Source organism: Undibacterium sp. Jales W-56 (genome assembly GCF_025548535.1).
Classification (GTDB): domain Bacteria; phylum Pseudomonadota; class Gammaproteobacteria; order Burkholderiales; family Burkholderiaceae_D; genus Undibacterium.
On the sequence record NZ_JAJLQW010000007.1, the window covers coordinates 86725 to 102561 of the forward strand.

The 15837-nt window shown below is 49.8% G+C and carries 16 protein-coding genes; 3 read left to right on the forward strand and 13 right to left on the reverse strand.

From position 1 onward, the window contains the following. Position 1: 1 nt before the first annotated feature. The 3 genes from LPB67_RS17325 to LPB67_RS17335 form a co-directional block, all read right to left on the reverse strand. Positions 2-931: a branched-chain amino acid ABC transporter permease gene (locus tag LPB67_RS17325; RefSeq protein WP_262838555.1), complete on the reverse strand. Its 930-nt coding sequence runs from the start codon at positions 929-931 to the stop codon at positions 2-4. Positions 932-1459: 528 nt separating this feature from the next. Next, a complete protein-coding gene (gene ispH / locus LPB67_RS17330; protein WP_262838556.1) occupies positions 1460-2398 on the reverse strand; it encodes a 4-hydroxy-3-methylbut-2-enyl diphosphate reductase in 939 nt (312 codons plus the stop codon). Further along, complete coding sequence (locus tag LPB67_RS17335; protein WP_262838557.1) at positions 2398-2853, reverse strand: peptidylprolyl isomerase; 456 nt, start codon at positions 2851-2853, stop codon at positions 2398-2400. The genes ispH and LPB67_RS17335 overlap by 1 nt, the downstream gene beginning before the upstream one ends. Before the next feature lie 85 nt (positions 2854-2938). Here LPB67_RS17335 and radC point away from each other — a divergent pair, with 85 nt between their 5' ends. From radC to rpmG, 3 genes are all read left to right on the forward strand, one after another. Next, the gene (gene radC / locus LPB67_RS17340) at positions 2939-3613 is read left to right on the forward strand and encodes a RadC family protein (RefSeq protein WP_262838558.1); all 675 of its coding nucleotides are present in this window, start codon (positions 2939-2941) and stop codon (positions 3611-3613) included. Between the two features lie 160 nt (positions 3614-3773). Further along, a complete protein-coding gene (gene rpmB / locus LPB67_RS17345; RefSeq protein ID WP_186947587.1) occupies positions 3774-4010 on the forward strand; it encodes a 50S ribosomal protein L28 in 237 nt (78 codons plus the stop codon). Between the two features lie 26 nt (positions 4011-4036). After that, entirely contained in the window at positions 4037-4204 is a 168-nt protein-coding gene (gene rpmG / locus LPB67_RS17350) for a 50S ribosomal protein L33 (protein WP_110257750.1), read from the forward strand. Between the two features lie 152 nt (positions 4205-4356). Here rpmG and LPB67_RS17355 read toward each other — a convergent pair whose 3' ends face one another. From LPB67_RS17355 to adk, 10 genes are all read right to left on the reverse strand, one after another. Then, positions 4357-5559 carry a fatty acid desaturase gene (locus tag LPB67_RS17355; RefSeq protein ID WP_262838559.1) on the reverse strand — a complete coding sequence of 401 codons (1203 nt, stop codon included), beginning with the start codon at positions 5557-5559 and terminating at the stop codon, positions 4357-4359. A 100-nt stretch (positions 5560-5659) separates the two neighbouring features. Beyond that, positions 5660-6967: a mechanosensitive ion channel family protein gene (locus tag LPB67_RS17360; RefSeq protein WP_262838560.1), complete on the reverse strand. Its 1308-nt coding sequence runs from the start codon at positions 6965-6967 to the stop codon at positions 5660-5662. A gap of 29 nt (positions 6968-6996) precedes the next feature. Continuing rightward, positions 6997-8253 carry an RsmB/NOP family class I SAM-dependent RNA methyltransferase gene (locus LPB67_RS17365; RefSeq protein WP_262838561.1) on the reverse strand — a complete coding sequence of 419 codons (1257 nt, stop codon included), beginning with the start codon at positions 8251-8253 and terminating at the stop codon, positions 6997-6999. Between the two features lie 84 nt (positions 8254-8337). Then, on the reverse strand, positions 8338-8946 hold the full coding sequence (purN, locus tag LPB67_RS17370) for a phosphoribosylglycinamide formyltransferase (RefSeq protein WP_262838562.1): 609 nt from the start codon (positions 8944-8946) through the stop codon (positions 8338-8340). Positions 8947-9091: 145 nt separating this feature from the next. After that, positions 9092-9550, reverse strand: coding sequence for a barstar family protein (locus tag LPB67_RS17375; protein WP_410482760.1), 459 nt, complete (start codon positions 9548-9550; stop codon positions 9092-9094). Positions 9551-9555: 5 nt separating this feature from the next. After that, positions 9556-9888 (reverse strand): ribonuclease, encoded by a 333-nt coding sequence (locus LPB67_RS17380; protein ID WP_262838564.1) that lies wholly within the window; start codon positions 9886-9888, stop codon positions 9556-9558. Between the two features lie 158 nt (positions 9889-10046). After that, positions 10047-11237 (reverse strand): patatin-like phospholipase family protein, encoded by a 1191-nt coding sequence (locus tag LPB67_RS17385; RefSeq protein WP_262838565.1) that lies wholly within the window; start codon positions 11235-11237, stop codon positions 10047-10049. 383 nt (positions 11238-11620) lie between these two features. Continuing rightward, positions 11621-12379: a 3-hydroxyacyl-CoA dehydrogenase gene (locus tag LPB67_RS17390; protein WP_262838566.1), complete on the reverse strand. Its 759-nt coding sequence runs from the start codon at positions 12377-12379 to the stop codon at positions 11621-11623. Positions 12380-12616: 237 nt separating this feature from the next. Then, a complete protein-coding gene (locus LPB67_RS17395; RefSeq protein ID WP_262838567.1) occupies positions 12617-14851 on the reverse strand; it encodes a sodium-translocating pyrophosphatase in 2235 nt (744 codons plus the stop codon). A 242-nt stretch (positions 14852-15093) separates the two neighbouring features. Next, complete coding sequence (gene adk / locus LPB67_RS17400; RefSeq protein ID WP_262838568.1) at positions 15094-15750, reverse strand: adenylate kinase; 657 nt, start codon at positions 15748-15750, stop codon at positions 15094-15096. Positions 15751-15837 lie beyond the last annotated feature (87 nt).

Here is a 15837-nt window from a genome sequence, read left to right on the forward strand (position 1 = left end):
CTTATGCACGGTCAGCAACACGTTCACCCATGATGCCGGATGGGCGCAGAGTCAACACGATAATCAATACAACAAACGCGAAGATATCCTGGTACTGACTGCCAAGCAGGCCACCAGTGAGCTCGCCAATATAACCAGCACCCAGACTCTCGATTAGGCCAAGAATAATGCCGCCGACCATCGCACCGTAAATATTACCGATACCACCCAGAACCGCAGCAGAGAAGGCTTTCAGGCCAGGCAGGAAACCCATCGCAAATTGCGCCGATGAATAGTTAGCAGCCCACATCACCCCCGCAATTGCGGCCAGCGATGCACCGATCGCGAAGGTCGCAACAATCACTTTGTTAGAATCAACGCCCATCAGACCCGCCACGCGTGGGTTCTCAGCGGTTGCACGCATGGCTCTGCCCATCTTGGTTTTTTCTACCAACAGGACCAGGCCGACCATCGCGAGAGTCGCCAGTACCAGCAATAAAACTTGGGTTTGTGAGATCACAGCACCGCCAATCGGAATTGGGGTTGATGGCATCACGCTTGGAAAGGAAATCGGACTGCGGCCCCAGATAATCATGGCGAACACCTGCACCAATTGCGAAATACCGATTGCTGTAATCAAGGGCGCCAGACGCGGTGCGTTACGCAACCGGCGATAAGCGACGCGCTCAATCACAACGTTCACAATGATGCAGACAGGGATGGCGCCAATAATTGCGATCAGCAATTGAACGATGCCGGGCAAATCCGGTGCAATAACACCGAGTAGTTTTAAAATACTTAGCCCCGCCATTGCGCCGACCATGAGTACATCGCCATGGGCGAAGTTGATCAGATTCAGGACACCATAAACCATGGTGTATCCCAGCGCGACCAAGGCATACATCGACCCTAATACCAGGCCATTTATTATTTGTTGGATAAATGTATCCATATTGCTTCTCTCTTTATGAACGGATCGGAATTTTCGCCAAGATACCTGAGCATCTCATTGATAGATTACTCAGCAAAAATCATTCCTGATAACAAAAACGGCACCCAGTAATTCTTGAGTGCCGCTCAATTTAAGCGTCAGTTATCCGAAAAGACGCTTCATGAAATTCGGAGCAATGGAAATAGTGGAATAACGCATAGCAAAACTCTCCTCAACAACTTTTGGCAAAAAGCGTTTGTAATATTTTTATGTACCCAATTCCACGTCTGCTTATTCGCGCTGCAGAACATGGAATCCGGCGGGATTATACAGAGATTGACTCGAAGGGATGAACAAAAACACCAACAACATATTAAGCCCGAACCTATACTACTATACCGACCTGATCCTGCACAGTATAAAAATGTGTCGTAGTCAATCAAAGTTCCGCAATGTTAGCGATGAATTCGCGAAATAAAATACTGAATAAATAGTATGTGGCAAATTATTATTTGTACAAGTTCGTATTGCACTTGCTCGGAGCGCATTTTACTTTGCTCCCGCAAGCCCCTTTGGCATAGGGAAAGTCACATTCTCTTCGGCGCCATCCAAGGTGCGTACACTTTGAGCACCCAATTGTTTTAAGCGCTCTATGACTTGTTGTACCAAAACCTCAGGTGCCGATGCACCGGCAGTAACACCGATACGACGGCAATTTTCCAGCCAGCTGGCTTGGATCTGAGTTGCGTTATCCACCATATAAGATGCCGCGCCCTTTTTTTCAGCAACTTCACGAAGACGATTGGAGTTCGAGCTATTCGCGCTACCGACCACGATGACCAAATCAACTTGGGGCGCCATAAATTTAACCGCCTCCTGGCGATTCGTTGTGGCATAACAAATATCGCCCTTTTTTGGCTCACTAATTTGGGGAAATTTATTTTTGAGTGCGGCGATGATCTCAATGGTGTCGTCCACTGACAGCGTGGTCTGTGAAACATATGCAAGCAAATCAGGATTGGCAACATTCAGCGTCGCGACATCTGCAACGGTTTCTACCAGATGTATGCCGCCTTCAGTCTGCCCCATGGTTCCCTCGACTTCCGGATGTCCTTGATGGCCGATCATAATGATTTCGCGCCCTTCTTTGCGCATTTTGGTAACTTCAATATGGACTTTAGTGACCAGGGGACAGGTTGCATCAAATACCGTCAAGCCTCGCGCCTCGGCCTCTTTGCGAACGGATTGGGAAACTCCGTGAGCAGAAAAAATCACCGTATTCCCTGCCGGTACATCCGCTAATTCCTCAATAAAAATAGCACCTTTCTGGCGAAGATCATTGACGACATAAGCATTGTGCACAATCTCATGGCGCACGTAGATCGGCGCGCCAAACTGCTGCAATGCGCGCTCCACAATCTCAATGGCCCGGTCAACGCCTGCGCAAAACCCGCGTGGCTGCGCTAATACGATTTCTTTATCCGTCATCATAAAATACCAATAATTTTCGTCTCGAACAACACCGTCTGGCCTGCCAAGGGATGATTAAAGTCAAACAAGGCGCCTTCGCCATCAATTGCTCTGAGTATCCCGGCAAAACGACCGCCCGATGGGGCGGCAAACTCGACCAGATCGCCGATCACGTATTGCTCACCAAAAGCAGAATTCTCCTTCAAGGTCGCACGAGAAACACGCTGGATCAAATCCGGATTGCGCGGACCAAATGCCTGTTCAGGCGCTAGCTCTTGCGTGGTGTGGGAGCCCTCTTCAAGATTCAGCAACGCTCTCTCCAATTCTGGGGCTAGCTGACCATTTCCCATTTGCAAAGTCGCCGGACTTTCCTTAAAAGTGCTGATAATATCCTCACCGTCCAGGGTGGCAAGGCGATAATGCAAGGTCAGATAAGCGTCTGGGGTGACGACGGGGATAGCATGGCTTGACATAATTGAAGTGAAATCCGATCAAGCCTCTATTGTATGTCAGCTAGACGAACTACTGATTATTCTCTCATTTTATGAAGGACTTTTAATGGCGATTACCGACTGGCCAGAAGATCAACGACCGCGTGAACGACTCATTAAATTCGGCGCCCAGGCTTTGTCTGACGCAGAATTGTTAGCGGTGTTTTTGCGTGTCGGGGTAAGCGGCAAAAGCGCCGTGGATTTGGGTCGCGATATGTTAGGTCATTTTGGCTCGCTGACTGGCTTGTTTGCTGCGGATATCAAAGATTTTTCAGCCATGCACGGCCTGGGCAATGCTAAATATGCGCAATTACATGCCGTGCTGGAATTGGCAAAACGGGCTATCTCTGAAGAATTGCAAAGCACTCCACTATTGTCATCGCCACAAGCGGTCAAAAACTATTTGCAACTGATGATAGGCAGCAAACCCTACGAATCATTCGCCGTGCTATTTCTCGATATCAAAAACCAACTGATTACGTCATCTGAACTGTTCAGAGGCAGTCTCAGTCATGCCAGCGTGTACCCAAGAGAGGTAGTAAAAGCTGCCTTACAACACAATGCAGCAAGTATCATTCTTGCGCACAACCATCCCTCCGGTAATGCAGAACCCAGCGATGCGGACATTACGCTAACCAAGACGCTAAAACAAACTCTGGCATTAATTGATGTCAGAATATTGGATCACTTCATTGTTGCCAACCCCAAGGTCTATTCCTTCGCCGAACATGGGCAAATCTAAAGCCGGCATGTTTAAATCCTAGAAAATCACTGGCAATTTTAAATTGTTAAATTAAATAAAAACAAAAGACACAATTGTTTTTCGCAAGTCGTTGATATTTAGTAGAATTTTCGCTATACTCGTATTTTTTCCAAATTCGGAAACATTTAAGGAGTTAAACATGGCACGTGTTTGCCAAGTAACTGGGAAGGGGCCAATGGTTGGCAACAACGTATCCCATGCGAACAACAAAACTAAACGTCGCTTTTTGCCTAACCTGCAAAATCGTCGCTTTTTCGTAGAATCAGAAAATCGCTGGGTTTCCCTGCGTTTGTCTAATGCTGGTCTGCGCGTCATTGACAAAATCGGCATCGATGCGGTTTTGACTGACCTGCGTGCTCGCGGCGAAAAAGTTTAAGCGAAAATCACTGTTAGGAAAATATCATGGCTAAATCTGGTCGCGACAAAATCAAACTGGAATCGACTGCTGGTACAGGTCATTTCTATACCACATCCAAAAACAAGCGCACAATGCCTGAAAAAATGGAGATCATGAAGTTTGATCCCAAGGCACGTAAGCATGTAATCTACAAAGAAACTAAGATTAAATAATCTTAGTTATCTTAAAAAAAAACCTGCAAATTGCAGGTTTTTTTTCGCCTTATGCTTCCTCAGTATTCTATTCAATTGAAAACGAACGGAATCTCTTCACCATAAAAATGGCGCCCTTAGGCGCCATTTACATATCAAGCTAGCAGAATAAATTAGGCGTAGCTACGTAATCTACGTGAAAAGTCGTGCAGGGTCTGAATTCCTGAAGCCTCAGCACGTACGCACCAGTCTTGCAATTGATGCACTAATTGCTCGCGGCTCACTGTAGAACGCTCCCAGATCAAACCAAGCTCAACACGCATGTCATGCATAGTTTTCAAAGCGCTGCTATGAGCCAACAGTTCCGATAATTGTTCCTTTTGCGGCGCTTCCAATTTAGTCGGCTCACGCTGCAATAAAGTTTTTGCGGACTTAAGGAATCCGGCTTCGAATTGCGCCTTTTCACGCAAATGCGCAACTTCATCTCTCCAGGCACGACGCAAGGATTTTGTGTACTTCGCCATCACATCGTAGCGGTTTGTGATCACCGCTTGCAAAGTATCCATATCGATCACGGATTTGATTTCAGCGAATTTTGGTTCTGGAGCTACCTTCTTGACCGTAGCCAAACCGACGATTTCCATCGTGCGGATGTATAGCCAACCAATATCAAATTCATACCATTTCGACGATAACTTAGCGGAAGTACCGAAAGTGTGGTGATTATTGTGCAGCTCTTCACCGCCAATCAAAATACCAAAAGGTACGATATTGCGGGACGCATCAACGCAATCGTAATTGCGATAACCCCAGTAATGACCGATGCCATTGATAATACCGGCCGCTGTCACCGGGATCCACAGCATTTGAACAGCCCACACCGTAATACCGATTGCACCGAACAGGATGATATCAATGATCAACATCAATGCCACGCCCTGCCAGCTAAACTTGGTGTACAAATTACGCTCAATCCAGTCATCCGGTGTGCCATGACCATACTTTTGCATGGTCTCCAGATTTTTGGATTCGGCGCGATAGAGTTCGGCACCTTGCCAGAATACTTTTTTAATGCCGCGCGTTACCGGGCTATGCGGATCTTCTTCAGTTTCACACTTGGCGTGATGTTTACGGTGAATCGCAGCCCATTCTTTGGTCACTTGTCCAGTGGTAAGCCAGAGCCAGAACCGGAAGAAATGACTAGGGATGGTATGCAGCTCCAAGGCACGATGCGCCTGGCAACGATGCAAAAAAATGGTGACGCTGGCAATCGTGATGTGGGTGACGACCATCGTAAAAATGAATACTTGCCAACCAGTGGCACGAGTAATGCCGTTAGAAAAAAAATCAATTGCGGTATCGATAAAAGTGCTCAAAATGACATGTACTCCATTGTTAATGACACTATCGTGGCTTATGTCGACGAAAGCAAAGTGTCAAAAATTTTCTAAAATTTGTCGTATTGTACGCTGTTTTTCAGGCCTGCTCTGAAACTTTCTCTGGCGCATTGATTAAGGTCACGACCCGCCGAGCATAGGGCACTTCTATTTTGCGTTCTTGTAATATTTTCCACAAGGCACGATTCACTTCCGACAAAACATTAGAACGCCCATTTTCCGGATCGGAGATCCAGAAACCGACACGCAACTCCAGGCCATCGCTACCAAATTTCATCAAATAAGCGGAAGGCGGGGCTTCTTTTGAGACGCGTGGCACCTCTGCGACCGTTTGCGCAAGTATCGGCAATAAAGCTTCCAGATCGGTCTGATAGCCGACGGTGATATCGGTACCCAGCGCCACGGAGTTATCGCTTAAAGAAAAATTCTGTACCGGATTCGATACCAGCATTTCATTCGGTATTACGGCTTCACCGCCATCCAGTCCTTTTAACACTGTATAGCGCGTGTTAATTTGCGTCACGCGACCATTGAATTTATCAACCGCGATCATATCGCCTATAGATAAACTACGGTCCAGCAAAATAATGAAGCCGGATACATAACTACTGGTGATTTTTTGCAGGCCAAAACCAAGACCAACACCTAATGCACCGCCAAATACAGACAAAACCGTCAAATCAATGCCGACGATAGTCAGGCTGATCAATATCGCCAGCAAAATGAGTACCGCACGGCCAAGGCGCGACAGCACCACTTTCAATGAGGTATGCATGGTGGGCAATAACATTAGGCGCGCTTCTAGTGCGGCACTCGCCCACAACGCCACAATCAAAGTAACCGCCACAGAAATCAATGCCTGCAAGATCGACAGCACAGAAACTTTGTTATGCCCGATCGGCAATACAGTCTCATCCAGGGTAGTGAACAGTTCCTGCGACAAACCCGTAAAGTGCAATACCACTCCCAACCAGACCAAGCCGGCAAATAATTTTTCAAAAATCGCCAGGAAAGCACCTATCTTGCCTTCCTTGACAAAGGTTCTGCGGACGACATAAAAGCCAAACCGGATTAAAGCCAGCGAGCCTATGATGGGGAACAGCAGGCTCAGCAAATGGGTATGCTGCCAGCGACCTAAAATACCTTTGCCGATTAACAGGCAGATCAGGGACAAACTTGGAAATAAGACCCGGTAAAAACTTTCCACCCCTATTTTCATCATGCCCGAGGAGCTTTCGGAGCCGGAAAAGCTTTTCCGCAAAAATCCTGACAGATACCACGCCAAAGCAAAACATAACAATACCGTCCCCACTTGCCATAGGAAGTTGGGATCGTGCAGATCGTCCGACAAGTCGGACAGCAAACTAGCGAGCAAGGGCGTATTCATTTAAATGCTGAATAAAAAAACGGCGTCAATTATTTGTTACGTTCCAACACCGCAGCAAAGAAACCATCCGTCTGGTGTATATGCGGCATGAGTTTTAAGTAATCGCCCATTTCCAGGTCGATTTTTTGCTCGGCCAGAACCTGAGAAACCGGCAACAAGCTGAAGTCGGGATGCGCGGCGATAAAAGCCTGAACGATCGCCTCATTCTCTTCATCGAGAACACTGCATGTCGCATAGACTAGGCGGCCACCGGCTTTGACCAGTCTCGCAGCGCTATCGAGTATCGACGCTTGCTTCACGTTCAATTCTGCGACACCGACTTGCGTCTGGCGCCATTTCACGTCGGGGTTACGGCGCAAAGTTCCCAAGCCGCTGCATGGCGCATCGACCAGAACGCGATCTAATTTGCCTGCCAGACGTTTAATTTTGGCGTCTTTTTCATGTGCAATCACGACCGGATGAACGTTCGACAAACCGCTTCTGGCCAAGCGTGGCTTCAATTTTGCCAGTCGCTTTTCAGAGATATCGAATGCATACAGACGTCCGGTATTACGCATGCTTGCCCCGAGAGCCAACGTCTTGCCGCCAGCACCGGCACAGAAATCGGCGACCATTTCACCGCGTTTGGCACCGAGTAATTGCGCGAGAATCTGGCTACCCTCATCCTGCACTTCTATCGTACCATCCTTGAACAAGGGCAGATTTTGGATAGTCGGCTTCTTCTTGATACGCAATCCCAACCCAGAGTAAGGCGTAGGCTCCGCAATAATCGGCGCTTGCGCCAAAGCAGCAATAACTTCATCGCGGTTACCCTTGAGCGTATTGACGCGCAAGTCCAGAGAAGCCGGTGTGTTTAACGCATCGGCCAAAGCCAGCGCCTCAGATTCACCGAATTTACCCAGGAATTTTTCCCATAGCCAGTTGGGCAAATTGGATTTAAGTAGCGCAGGCAAATGGCTACGGTCAATCAACATGACTCGCTGCAGCCATTCAATCTCTTCTTCACTCAAACCACCCAAGGAATCGACACCGACTGCATCAGCCAAGCCCAATAGAGTCAGGCGACGCATCGCCGGACCACTACCGGACTCAGAGAAACTGGTGTACACACTTTTGTTACGCAGAAGGCCGTAAATACCCTCGGCAATCACGCCGCGCTCTCGCGATCCCAGACGTGGATGCTCACGGAAATAACGAGACAATGTCACGTCTGCGGGGCCGGTAAAGCGTAAAATTTCTCGTAGCACTTCTTCTGTATGGCCAACAATGGCCGGAGGTAATCTCATGGGGTTTCCTTTTTCAATTCTTTAGTTGATTGCAGCACGCGGCTCATCGCAAAACGAGTTGGAGCAGACGGCAATGCGAGCAAATCAGCCTAGCTTTACGCGAACGCGCTGATCAACAATGGTCAGTTTATCGTCGATAAACCATTTCACCGCTCTGGGGTAAATGATGTGCTCCTGCTCAAGAGCACGATAGGAAAGACTGTCCACAGTATCGCCATCCAGCACGGGTATCGCAGCCTGATCGATAATCGGGCCATGATCGAGTTGCGGAGTGACGAAATGCACGGTAACACCATGAATCTTGACACCGGCATCCAGCGCCTGTTGATGTGTCGCCAGGCCAACAAAGCTCGGCAATAAGGATGGATGAATATTCATCATACGTCCCATGTAGTGCTCAACAAATGGTGCCGTTAAAATACGCATAAATCCCGCCAGCACAAGCAGATCGGGAGAAAATTGATCAATGACCGTTTGCAATTCTGCATCAAACGCGTCGCGCGACGCGAAATTTTTGCTCGGAACAACGATAGCGGGGATTCCCATGCTCGCGGCATACTCAAGTCCGGCTGCATCTGCCCGGTTACTGATGACTGCAGCAATCTGCGCTGGCCATTGCTCTGTTTTAGCTGCCTGGACGATCGCTTGCATGTTGCTGCCGCGCCCGGAAATTAAAATGACAATCTTTTTCATGGCGGCATTGTACCGCTGTACGGCCTCAAGCCTCAAATAATTCCATCGCTAAAAATAACTTGCGCATTCGCTATTGGCAAAAAACAAATGCCGACTGGGGATGTCGGCACTCTGTGTCTGCGAGCCAATTAACGGGCCAAGACGCTCATTCGAATGAGTAAAAAACCCTGAAAGCGACTTTTCTATCGGCCCAAAAATCAGCCGCATCCCTGAACACATCAAGCAGCGTCTCTCTGGCTTCCTTATCAAACTTCGGGGTGTTGGGCAATTGCTCCAGCACGACCACGAAACCGGGTTGCGAGCCGGATTTATAGATCAGGTCCGTCAGGCAATCTGATAAGGCATCAAAATTTTTACCGAAATGCTTGGGAAAACCAAAGGATGTCGCAATTTTGCCCAAAACCTGCTGCTTGGTACTGGCTTCTAAACAATATGCATACAAAAAATGCTGCCCAAGGCTAGCCGCTTCTTTCTGCAAATCAGGCACCCGAAAAGCACGAATGGATTGCACAACATTCGGCGCTACTGTTTTGAGCAAACTCATTTCTCCCTCTGCTGGTGAGATTATTGTCATAGGTTCTGGCTTGCTAAAATCCATCTTCAAAGGAATTATTCTCGTACTCGCTTAAAACTCTCGTAATGGTCGTCGGTGTAATAGTATTCTCCCGAAGTCTTGGGGTCGCCACCCGCGATCATGCGGCGCGCACCGCGACTTCTCGTTCTGGGTGTTGGAACGGTGAATTCATGGTAGTAACCGCGTTTTTGCTTAGGCAATCTCGCTTCATAATTACCGAAGACCACGCCGTCTTTATCATAAGGAAACGGGCCGCCTTGTTTAATCAAGACCAGCGTTACCTGCGCTTCTTTCGGTAAATCCGATAAGGCGACGCTTTGTAATCCATACGAATCTTTAGCAAAAACGACCGACGACAAAAACAGCATCGTCAGTAGAATGACGTATTTTTTTAGAAATGTTGCTTTGGAGTATATTAACATTTTGTCAGGCAACATATTGATTCAGTGTCATAGATTAACGTTTTGTGTAAGACGAATCAACCTTTATTAAATAAAAGATAACGAAATACTCGCCAGAATAACAACTATCCGCTCAGCTTATCCGGGCTGTCTGAAAAAAATTTCAAGACATCCGCTTGTCTGGCCCAAGTGTCTTTTTTACCTAGCTTAATCAATTCCCTGGTGTAGCTCGACTCAAACAATAAGTAAGATGCCAGAGCAGCTCCACGAACCTCAGTCGCGCCTATACCGCTCAACATCGTTCTGACCGGCAACGGTAAGCTACCTATATGACGGCTGGCAATTTCATCAAGTCGCTGGGACGGCGCAATGACCAGCAAATCGACTGGCTTCAAGGGCGTCTTTTTTAATGCCTCTGGCGGTAACATCGACAATGTTTTATTGACGCGCATAAGACGCTCAATATCGACTGCCAGACTATCCAGGAAAATACTCGACAGTGCATGACCCGCAATCTGCGCCAGGCTCGGATATTGGGCGACCTCGTTCGACTCCCGCGGCGGCTCTGAGAGCCTGCCAGCGCCCACGATCAACACTTTTTCCGCCCCCAAATGGATGGCTGGCGAAATCGGCGCCAGTTGGCGCATAGAGCCGTCACCGCAATATTCCAGTTGCCCGCCCCAGTTCAGCGCAACAGAAGGAAAAATAAATGGAATCGCCGAAGACGCCAGTAAATGCTGTACTCCGATGAAATCTCTTTGCGCCAAGCGTTGGCTTCTGACCCAAGGTTCGATATCGGCAAGAGTCTGATAAAAAGTTAAATGCCGCCCCGCTGTATAAGACGATGCGGTGACCGCCAATGCGCGCAACACGCCGCTGGCCAAAGCCTGATCCAATCGCGCCAGATCCAGCAGGCGATTCAGCAAATCTTCAAGCGGTGAATTGTCCAGCAGGGAGTTAGGTGGAGATTTACGCCATTTATTTAACAGCCATCCAAATGACATCAACGATAGCCAGCGCGCGCCTGAGCGTATGACGCCCAGCGAATCCGCCCGATACACCTGGGCCGCCTGAAAATTCTCCCAGACTTGCACAATGCTGGTCACAGACTCGCGGAAATGGTCGGCGCGACAGGCCAGTGCGGTGGCATTAATTGCGCCGGCGGAAGTGCCGCAAATAATGCCGAAAGGATTACGCTCCGGCGCCCAGCCTGCTTCCAGCAAAATATCGGAAATCGCTTTGAGTACGCCAACCTGATAGGCAGCGCGGGCACCGCCGCCCGTCAAAATCAATCCTGTAGTGGCATTACTATGCATGAGTTTCTTTTCAATAAAATCTGGTGGACATTTTATCTCCAGCATTTTTGTCCCTGTGCCAGGCATAAACAGGACTTACGCAAAACGACACTCTGCTTAAACAGCGTACATTGAACCCGCAAGCTGGATGCAGCTTTTAGCGACATTTCGCGCCAACAGGCGCGCGCAGCTTGCGGGTTCATTTGAATATCAAACACCATGGTGCCTTTCCTCTCTTGCTTTTTCTCTGTGTCTCCGTGTCTCTGTGGTGAAAGGTTTTGGTTTTTGCGTAAGACCTAATAAAAAAAGGCAAGCGGGAAGCTTGCCTTAGTGTATTAGCTGCCTGTCAAAAAGTCATGTCGCACGCAAGGTATTCCGCCACGATCAGACAAATAACAACAGGCTTATTTGGGTTGCATACGAATCGCGCCATCGAGGCGGATCGTTTCGCCATTTAGCATCACATTTTCGATGATGGATTTAGCGAGATGCGCGTATTCGTCGGGCTTACCGAGACGCGATGGGAAAGGGACCATTTTACCCAGCGCATCTTGCACTTCTTGCGGCATACCGAGCAACATCGGTGTCTCAAAAATACCTGGCGCAATTGTCATGACGCGGATGCCGCTACGCGACAAGTCGCGTGCCATCGGCAAGGTCAAACCGACCACCGCCGCTTTAGACGAGGCATAAGCTGCCTGCCCGATCTGTCCATCATAAGCAGCGACCGACGCTGTATTGATTATCACACCGCGCTCAGCCTGCGCAGTTGCCTCGGTTTTACCCATGGCATCTGCGGCCAGGCGGCACATATTGAAAGTACCGACCAGATTGATATTCACGACGCGTTGGAATACATCGAGCGGATGCGGACCGTCTTTACCGACTGTTTTGATGGCAGGAGCGACGCCCGCGCAATTCACCAGACCGCGCAGCGTGCCCATCGCCGTCGCCGCAGCGACGACTGCCAGGCCATCGGCTTCAGAAGTAACGTCGCATTTAACGAATTTGCCGTTCAGTTCTGCCGCGAGTTTTTCACCCGCTTCGACTTGTACGTCAGCCAGAACGACTTTGCCGCCATGCGCCGCCAACATGCGGGCAGTCGCTGCACCTAAGCCGGAGGCGCCGCCGGTGATGATAAAAACACTGTTTTGAATATCCATTTGGTCTCTTCCCTTGTCTTTTCGATTGATGCTGTTGATGATTAATACCGTTGATATGTGCAGCCCGCATTAACCTGGCAAACTGCGTAAGGCTAATCGATGTGATGCTTAAATTTAAACTCCAGCTCAAACTTACGTTTACGTAAACGTCACTATGTGCCTATTGTACCGAAATTTGGCGACTCAAAATAGAAAAAGGCGACTTTGCGCCGCCTCTCTCTCATTGCAGGATCACATTTATTTTGCCGGCGCCGCCGATCCCGACGCAGCAACTGGCTCGCTGGCTGATGCAGTTGCGGTCATTGGCGTAACCGCTGATGCAGCAGTCGCTGGCGATGCGGCCACTGGCGCAGCGACTGGTGCAATAGCGGAACTGGTGCTTGCCGATATGGCTGCCGGCATCACTGGCGCTTGGCTCATCGCAGTGCCGGCGCCAGTTCCAGGCAATAAGGGCACCAGTAACAAGGCCACGATATTGATAATCTTGATCAGGGGATTAATTGCCGGACCGGCGGTATCTTTGTAAGGATCGCCGACCGTGTCACCGGTCACTGCCGCCTTATGCGCCTCAGACCCTTTGCCGCCGTGATGACCGTCTTCAATATATTTCTTTGCATTGTCCCAGGCACCGCCGCCAGTGGTCATCGAAATGGCAACGAATAAGCCGGTCACGATGGTTCCCATCAGTAAGCCGCCAAGCGCAGCCGGTCCCAGCAGCAGTCCCACCAGAACAGGCACGATCACCGGCAACAAGGAAGGCAAAATCATTTCCTTGATCGCCGAGGTAGTCAGCATATCGACCGCTTTATCGTATTCAGGTTTGCCGCCGCCATCCATGATGCCTTTGATTTCCTTGAACTGACGGCGGACTTCTACCACCACGGCACCGGCGGCGCGCCCTACCGCCTCCATCGCCATCGCACCGAACAGATAAGGAATCAAGCCGCCAATGAACAAGCCGACGATCACTTGCGGATTCGACAGATCGAACGAGGTGCTCTTGCCGACGGAATCGAGCGCATGGGTATAGTCGGCAAATAACACCAGGGCGGCAAGCCCGGCAGAGCCAATTGCATAGCCTTTGGTCACGGCCTTGGTGGTATTGCCCACCGCATCCAAAGGATCGGTAATGGCACGCACCGAGGCGGGCATTTCAGACATTTCGGCAATACCGCCCGCGTTATCGGTAATCGGGCCGTACGCATCCAGGGCCACGATAATTCCAGCCATCGACAACATCGAAGTCGCGGCAATCGCAATCCCGTACAGCCCCGCCAGCCAATACGACACCAGAATCGCGGCGCATACTGCCAGCACCGGATAGGCGGTTGATTTCATCGATACGCCAAGACCCGCAATGATATTGGTGCCGTGACCGGTAGTCGATGCCTGTGCCACATGCTGTACCGGCTTGAAATCCGTGCCGGTATAGTATTCAGTGATGTAGACCATCAAACCGGTGAGCACGATACCGACGACCGTCGATCCCATCATGGGCATGCGCATATCTTCTGGCATCACCGCCCAGGTGACAATCGCGAAACCGACCAGTGAGAGGCCGGCGGCCCACCAGAGTCCCGTGTACAAAGCCGACATGATTTTTTTGCCTGGCTTTGCTTTGACCATAGTGCAACCGACGATGGACGCCAGTATCGAGACGGCACCCAGCATCAGCGGATACACGATCGCCTGCGTCGTCGCATTCGTGATGACCAGTGCGCCCAGCAACATCGTCGCAATCAGAGTCACGACGTAAGTTTCAAACAAATCGGCTGCCATACCGGCGCAATCACCGACGTTATCGCCAACATTATCGGCAATCACTGCCGGATTGCGCGGATCATCCTCGGGGATGCCGGCTTCCACCTTGCCCACCAGATCGGCACCGACGTCCGCACCCTTGGTAAAAATGCCGCCGCCAAGACGGGCGAAAATCGAGATCAGTGAAGCGCCGAACGCCAGACCGATCAAGGGCTGGATCACATCATGCTGGTTCACGGTATAGCCTAAACCATGCGGCGCAGACAGCATCAGGATCCAGTAAAAAATCGTCACGCCCAGCAGGCCCAGGCCAACCACCAGCATGCCTGTAATCGCACCGCCCTTGAAGGCGACATCGAGTGCTTCGTTGATGCCCTTGGTCGCTGCCTGGGCAGTCCTGACGTTGGCGCGTACCGAGACGTTCATCCCGATAAAACCGCAAGCACCGGATAGCACCGCACCGACCATGAAGCCCATCGCCGTAGTCAGTCCAAGTAACACAGCAATCGCAACGAATAGAACCAGACCGACAATCGCAATCGTTCTGTATTGCCTGGCCAGGTAAGCCGCCGCACCTTGTTGTATGGCCGCTGCAATTTCTTGCATACGGGCGTTACCTGCATCCTGTTTTAAAATCCAGCTTCGCGATACTAGACCGTAGAGCACGGCGATAACTCCACATGCAATCACAAACCATAGTCCTGCTGCCATGTTGACTCCTCCAATTGTTATCAGCATCCTTTGCATGGGTAATGCAAATTTGCCTTTTGTGACCATATAAAAACGGCGACCAAGTAAAACAACCACGACTTTTCATTTCTCAGATCATCAATCCTGTGACCTATAGCGATGAACACTGCGTACTGCACAACTTAACCGTTGCCCTTCATTTTCTGGAGAAGCATTTGCCAGGGCAGGCAAGAAAAAAGCGGACCGGCGGGTCCGCTTTTAGTTTATTCCGAGAGTGCGGCGAAGGCACTGTCTCTGATGGCTTCCACCGGCCCTACACCAGCGATCTTGCGATACTTCGGCGCCCCCGGCTTGCCGGATTTAGCCCAGTCGCCGTAGTAACCGACCAGCACTTCGGTCTGTTCGTGATACACATTCAGGCGCTTTTTGACGGTTTCCTCTTTATCATCTTCACGCTGGATCAGTTCTTCTCCCGTTACGTCGTCTTTACCTTCGACCTTGGGCGGGTTGTATTTGATGTGATATACCCGACCTGAGCCAGGGTGAACCCGCCGACCGCTCATGCGATCGATGATTGCAGCATCAGGAACGTCGATTTCCAATACATAATCAATAGCAACGCCAGCATCTTTCATGGCATCGGCTTGCGGAGTCGTACGTGGAAAACCGTCGAACAAATACCCGTTCGCGCAATCGGCTTGCTGCAAACGATCTTTGACCAGACCGATGATGATATCGTCGGATACCAGACCGCCTGCATCCATCACTGCCTTGGCAGCCAGCCCCAGCGGCGTACCGGCTTTGACTGCGGCCCTGAGCATGTCACCGGTGGAGATTTGCGGAATATTGAATTTTTCTTTGATGTAATTAGCCTGTGTGCCTTTGCCAGCACCAGGCGCTCCCAACAAAATAAGACGCATGTTATTTCCTAAAAGACGAGTTTGAATAAGGTGAATTGTTTATATTCTTGCGCATGACAGCCTGAGGCTGCGATGCCATATTTTTCT

What these genes read in the sequence shown, in the direction of transcription:
- rpmG (WP_110257750.1), top strand. Translation starts at nt 4,037, where the DNA reads ATGGCTAAATCTGGTCGCGACAAAATCAAACTGGAATCGACTGCTGGT.
- ispH (WP_262838556.1), bottom strand. Translation starts at nt 2,398, where the DNA reads ATGACGGATAAAGAAATCGTATTAGCGCAGCCACGCGGGTTTTGCGCA.
- radC (WP_262838558.1), top strand. Translation starts at nt 2,939, where the DNA reads ATGGCGATTACCGACTGGCCAGAAGATCAACGACCGCGTGAACGACTC.
- LPB67_RS17390 (WP_262838566.1), bottom strand. Translation starts at nt 12,379, where the DNA reads ATGGATATTCAAAACAGTGTTTTTATCATCACCGGCGGCGCCTCCGGC.
- LPB67_RS17395 (WP_262838567.1), bottom strand. Translation starts at nt 14,851, where the DNA reads ATGGCAGCAGGACTATGGTTTGTGATTGCATGTGGAGTTATCGCCGTG.
- LPB67_RS17385 (WP_262838565.1), bottom strand. Translation starts at nt 11,237, where the DNA reads ATGCATAGTAATGCCACTACAGGATTGATTTTGACGGGCGGCGGTGCC.
- LPB67_RS17335 (WP_262838557.1), bottom strand. Translation starts at nt 2,853, where the DNA reads ATGTCAAGCCATGCTATCCCCGTCGTCACCCCAGACGCTTATCTGACC.
- adk (WP_262838568.1), bottom strand. Translation starts at nt 15,750, where the DNA reads ATGCGTCTTATTTTGTTGGGAGCGCCTGGTGCTGGCAAAGGCACACAG.
- LPB67_RS17365 (WP_262838561.1), bottom strand. Translation starts at nt 8,253, where the DNA reads ATGAGATTACCTCCGGCCATTGTTGGCCATACAGAAGAAGTGCTACGA.
- LPB67_RS17325 (WP_262838555.1), bottom strand. Translation starts at nt 931, where the DNA reads ATGGATACATTTATCCAACAAATAATAAATGGCCTGGTATTAGGGTCG.
- LPB67_RS17360 (WP_262838560.1), bottom strand. Translation starts at nt 6,967, where the DNA reads ATGAATACGCCCTTGCTCGCTAGTTTGCTGTCCGACTTGTCGGACGAT.
- rpmB (WP_186947587.1), top strand. Translation starts at nt 3,774, where the DNA reads ATGGCACGTGTTTGCCAAGTAACTGGGAAGGGGCCAATGGTTGGCAAC.
- purN (WP_262838562.1), bottom strand. Translation starts at nt 8,946, where the DNA reads ATGAAAAAGATTGTCATTTTAATTTCCGGGCGCGGCAGCAACATGCAA.
- LPB67_RS17380 (WP_262838564.1), bottom strand. Translation starts at nt 9,888, where the DNA reads ATGCTGTTTTTGTCGTCGGTCGTTTTTGCTAAAGATTCGTATGGATTA.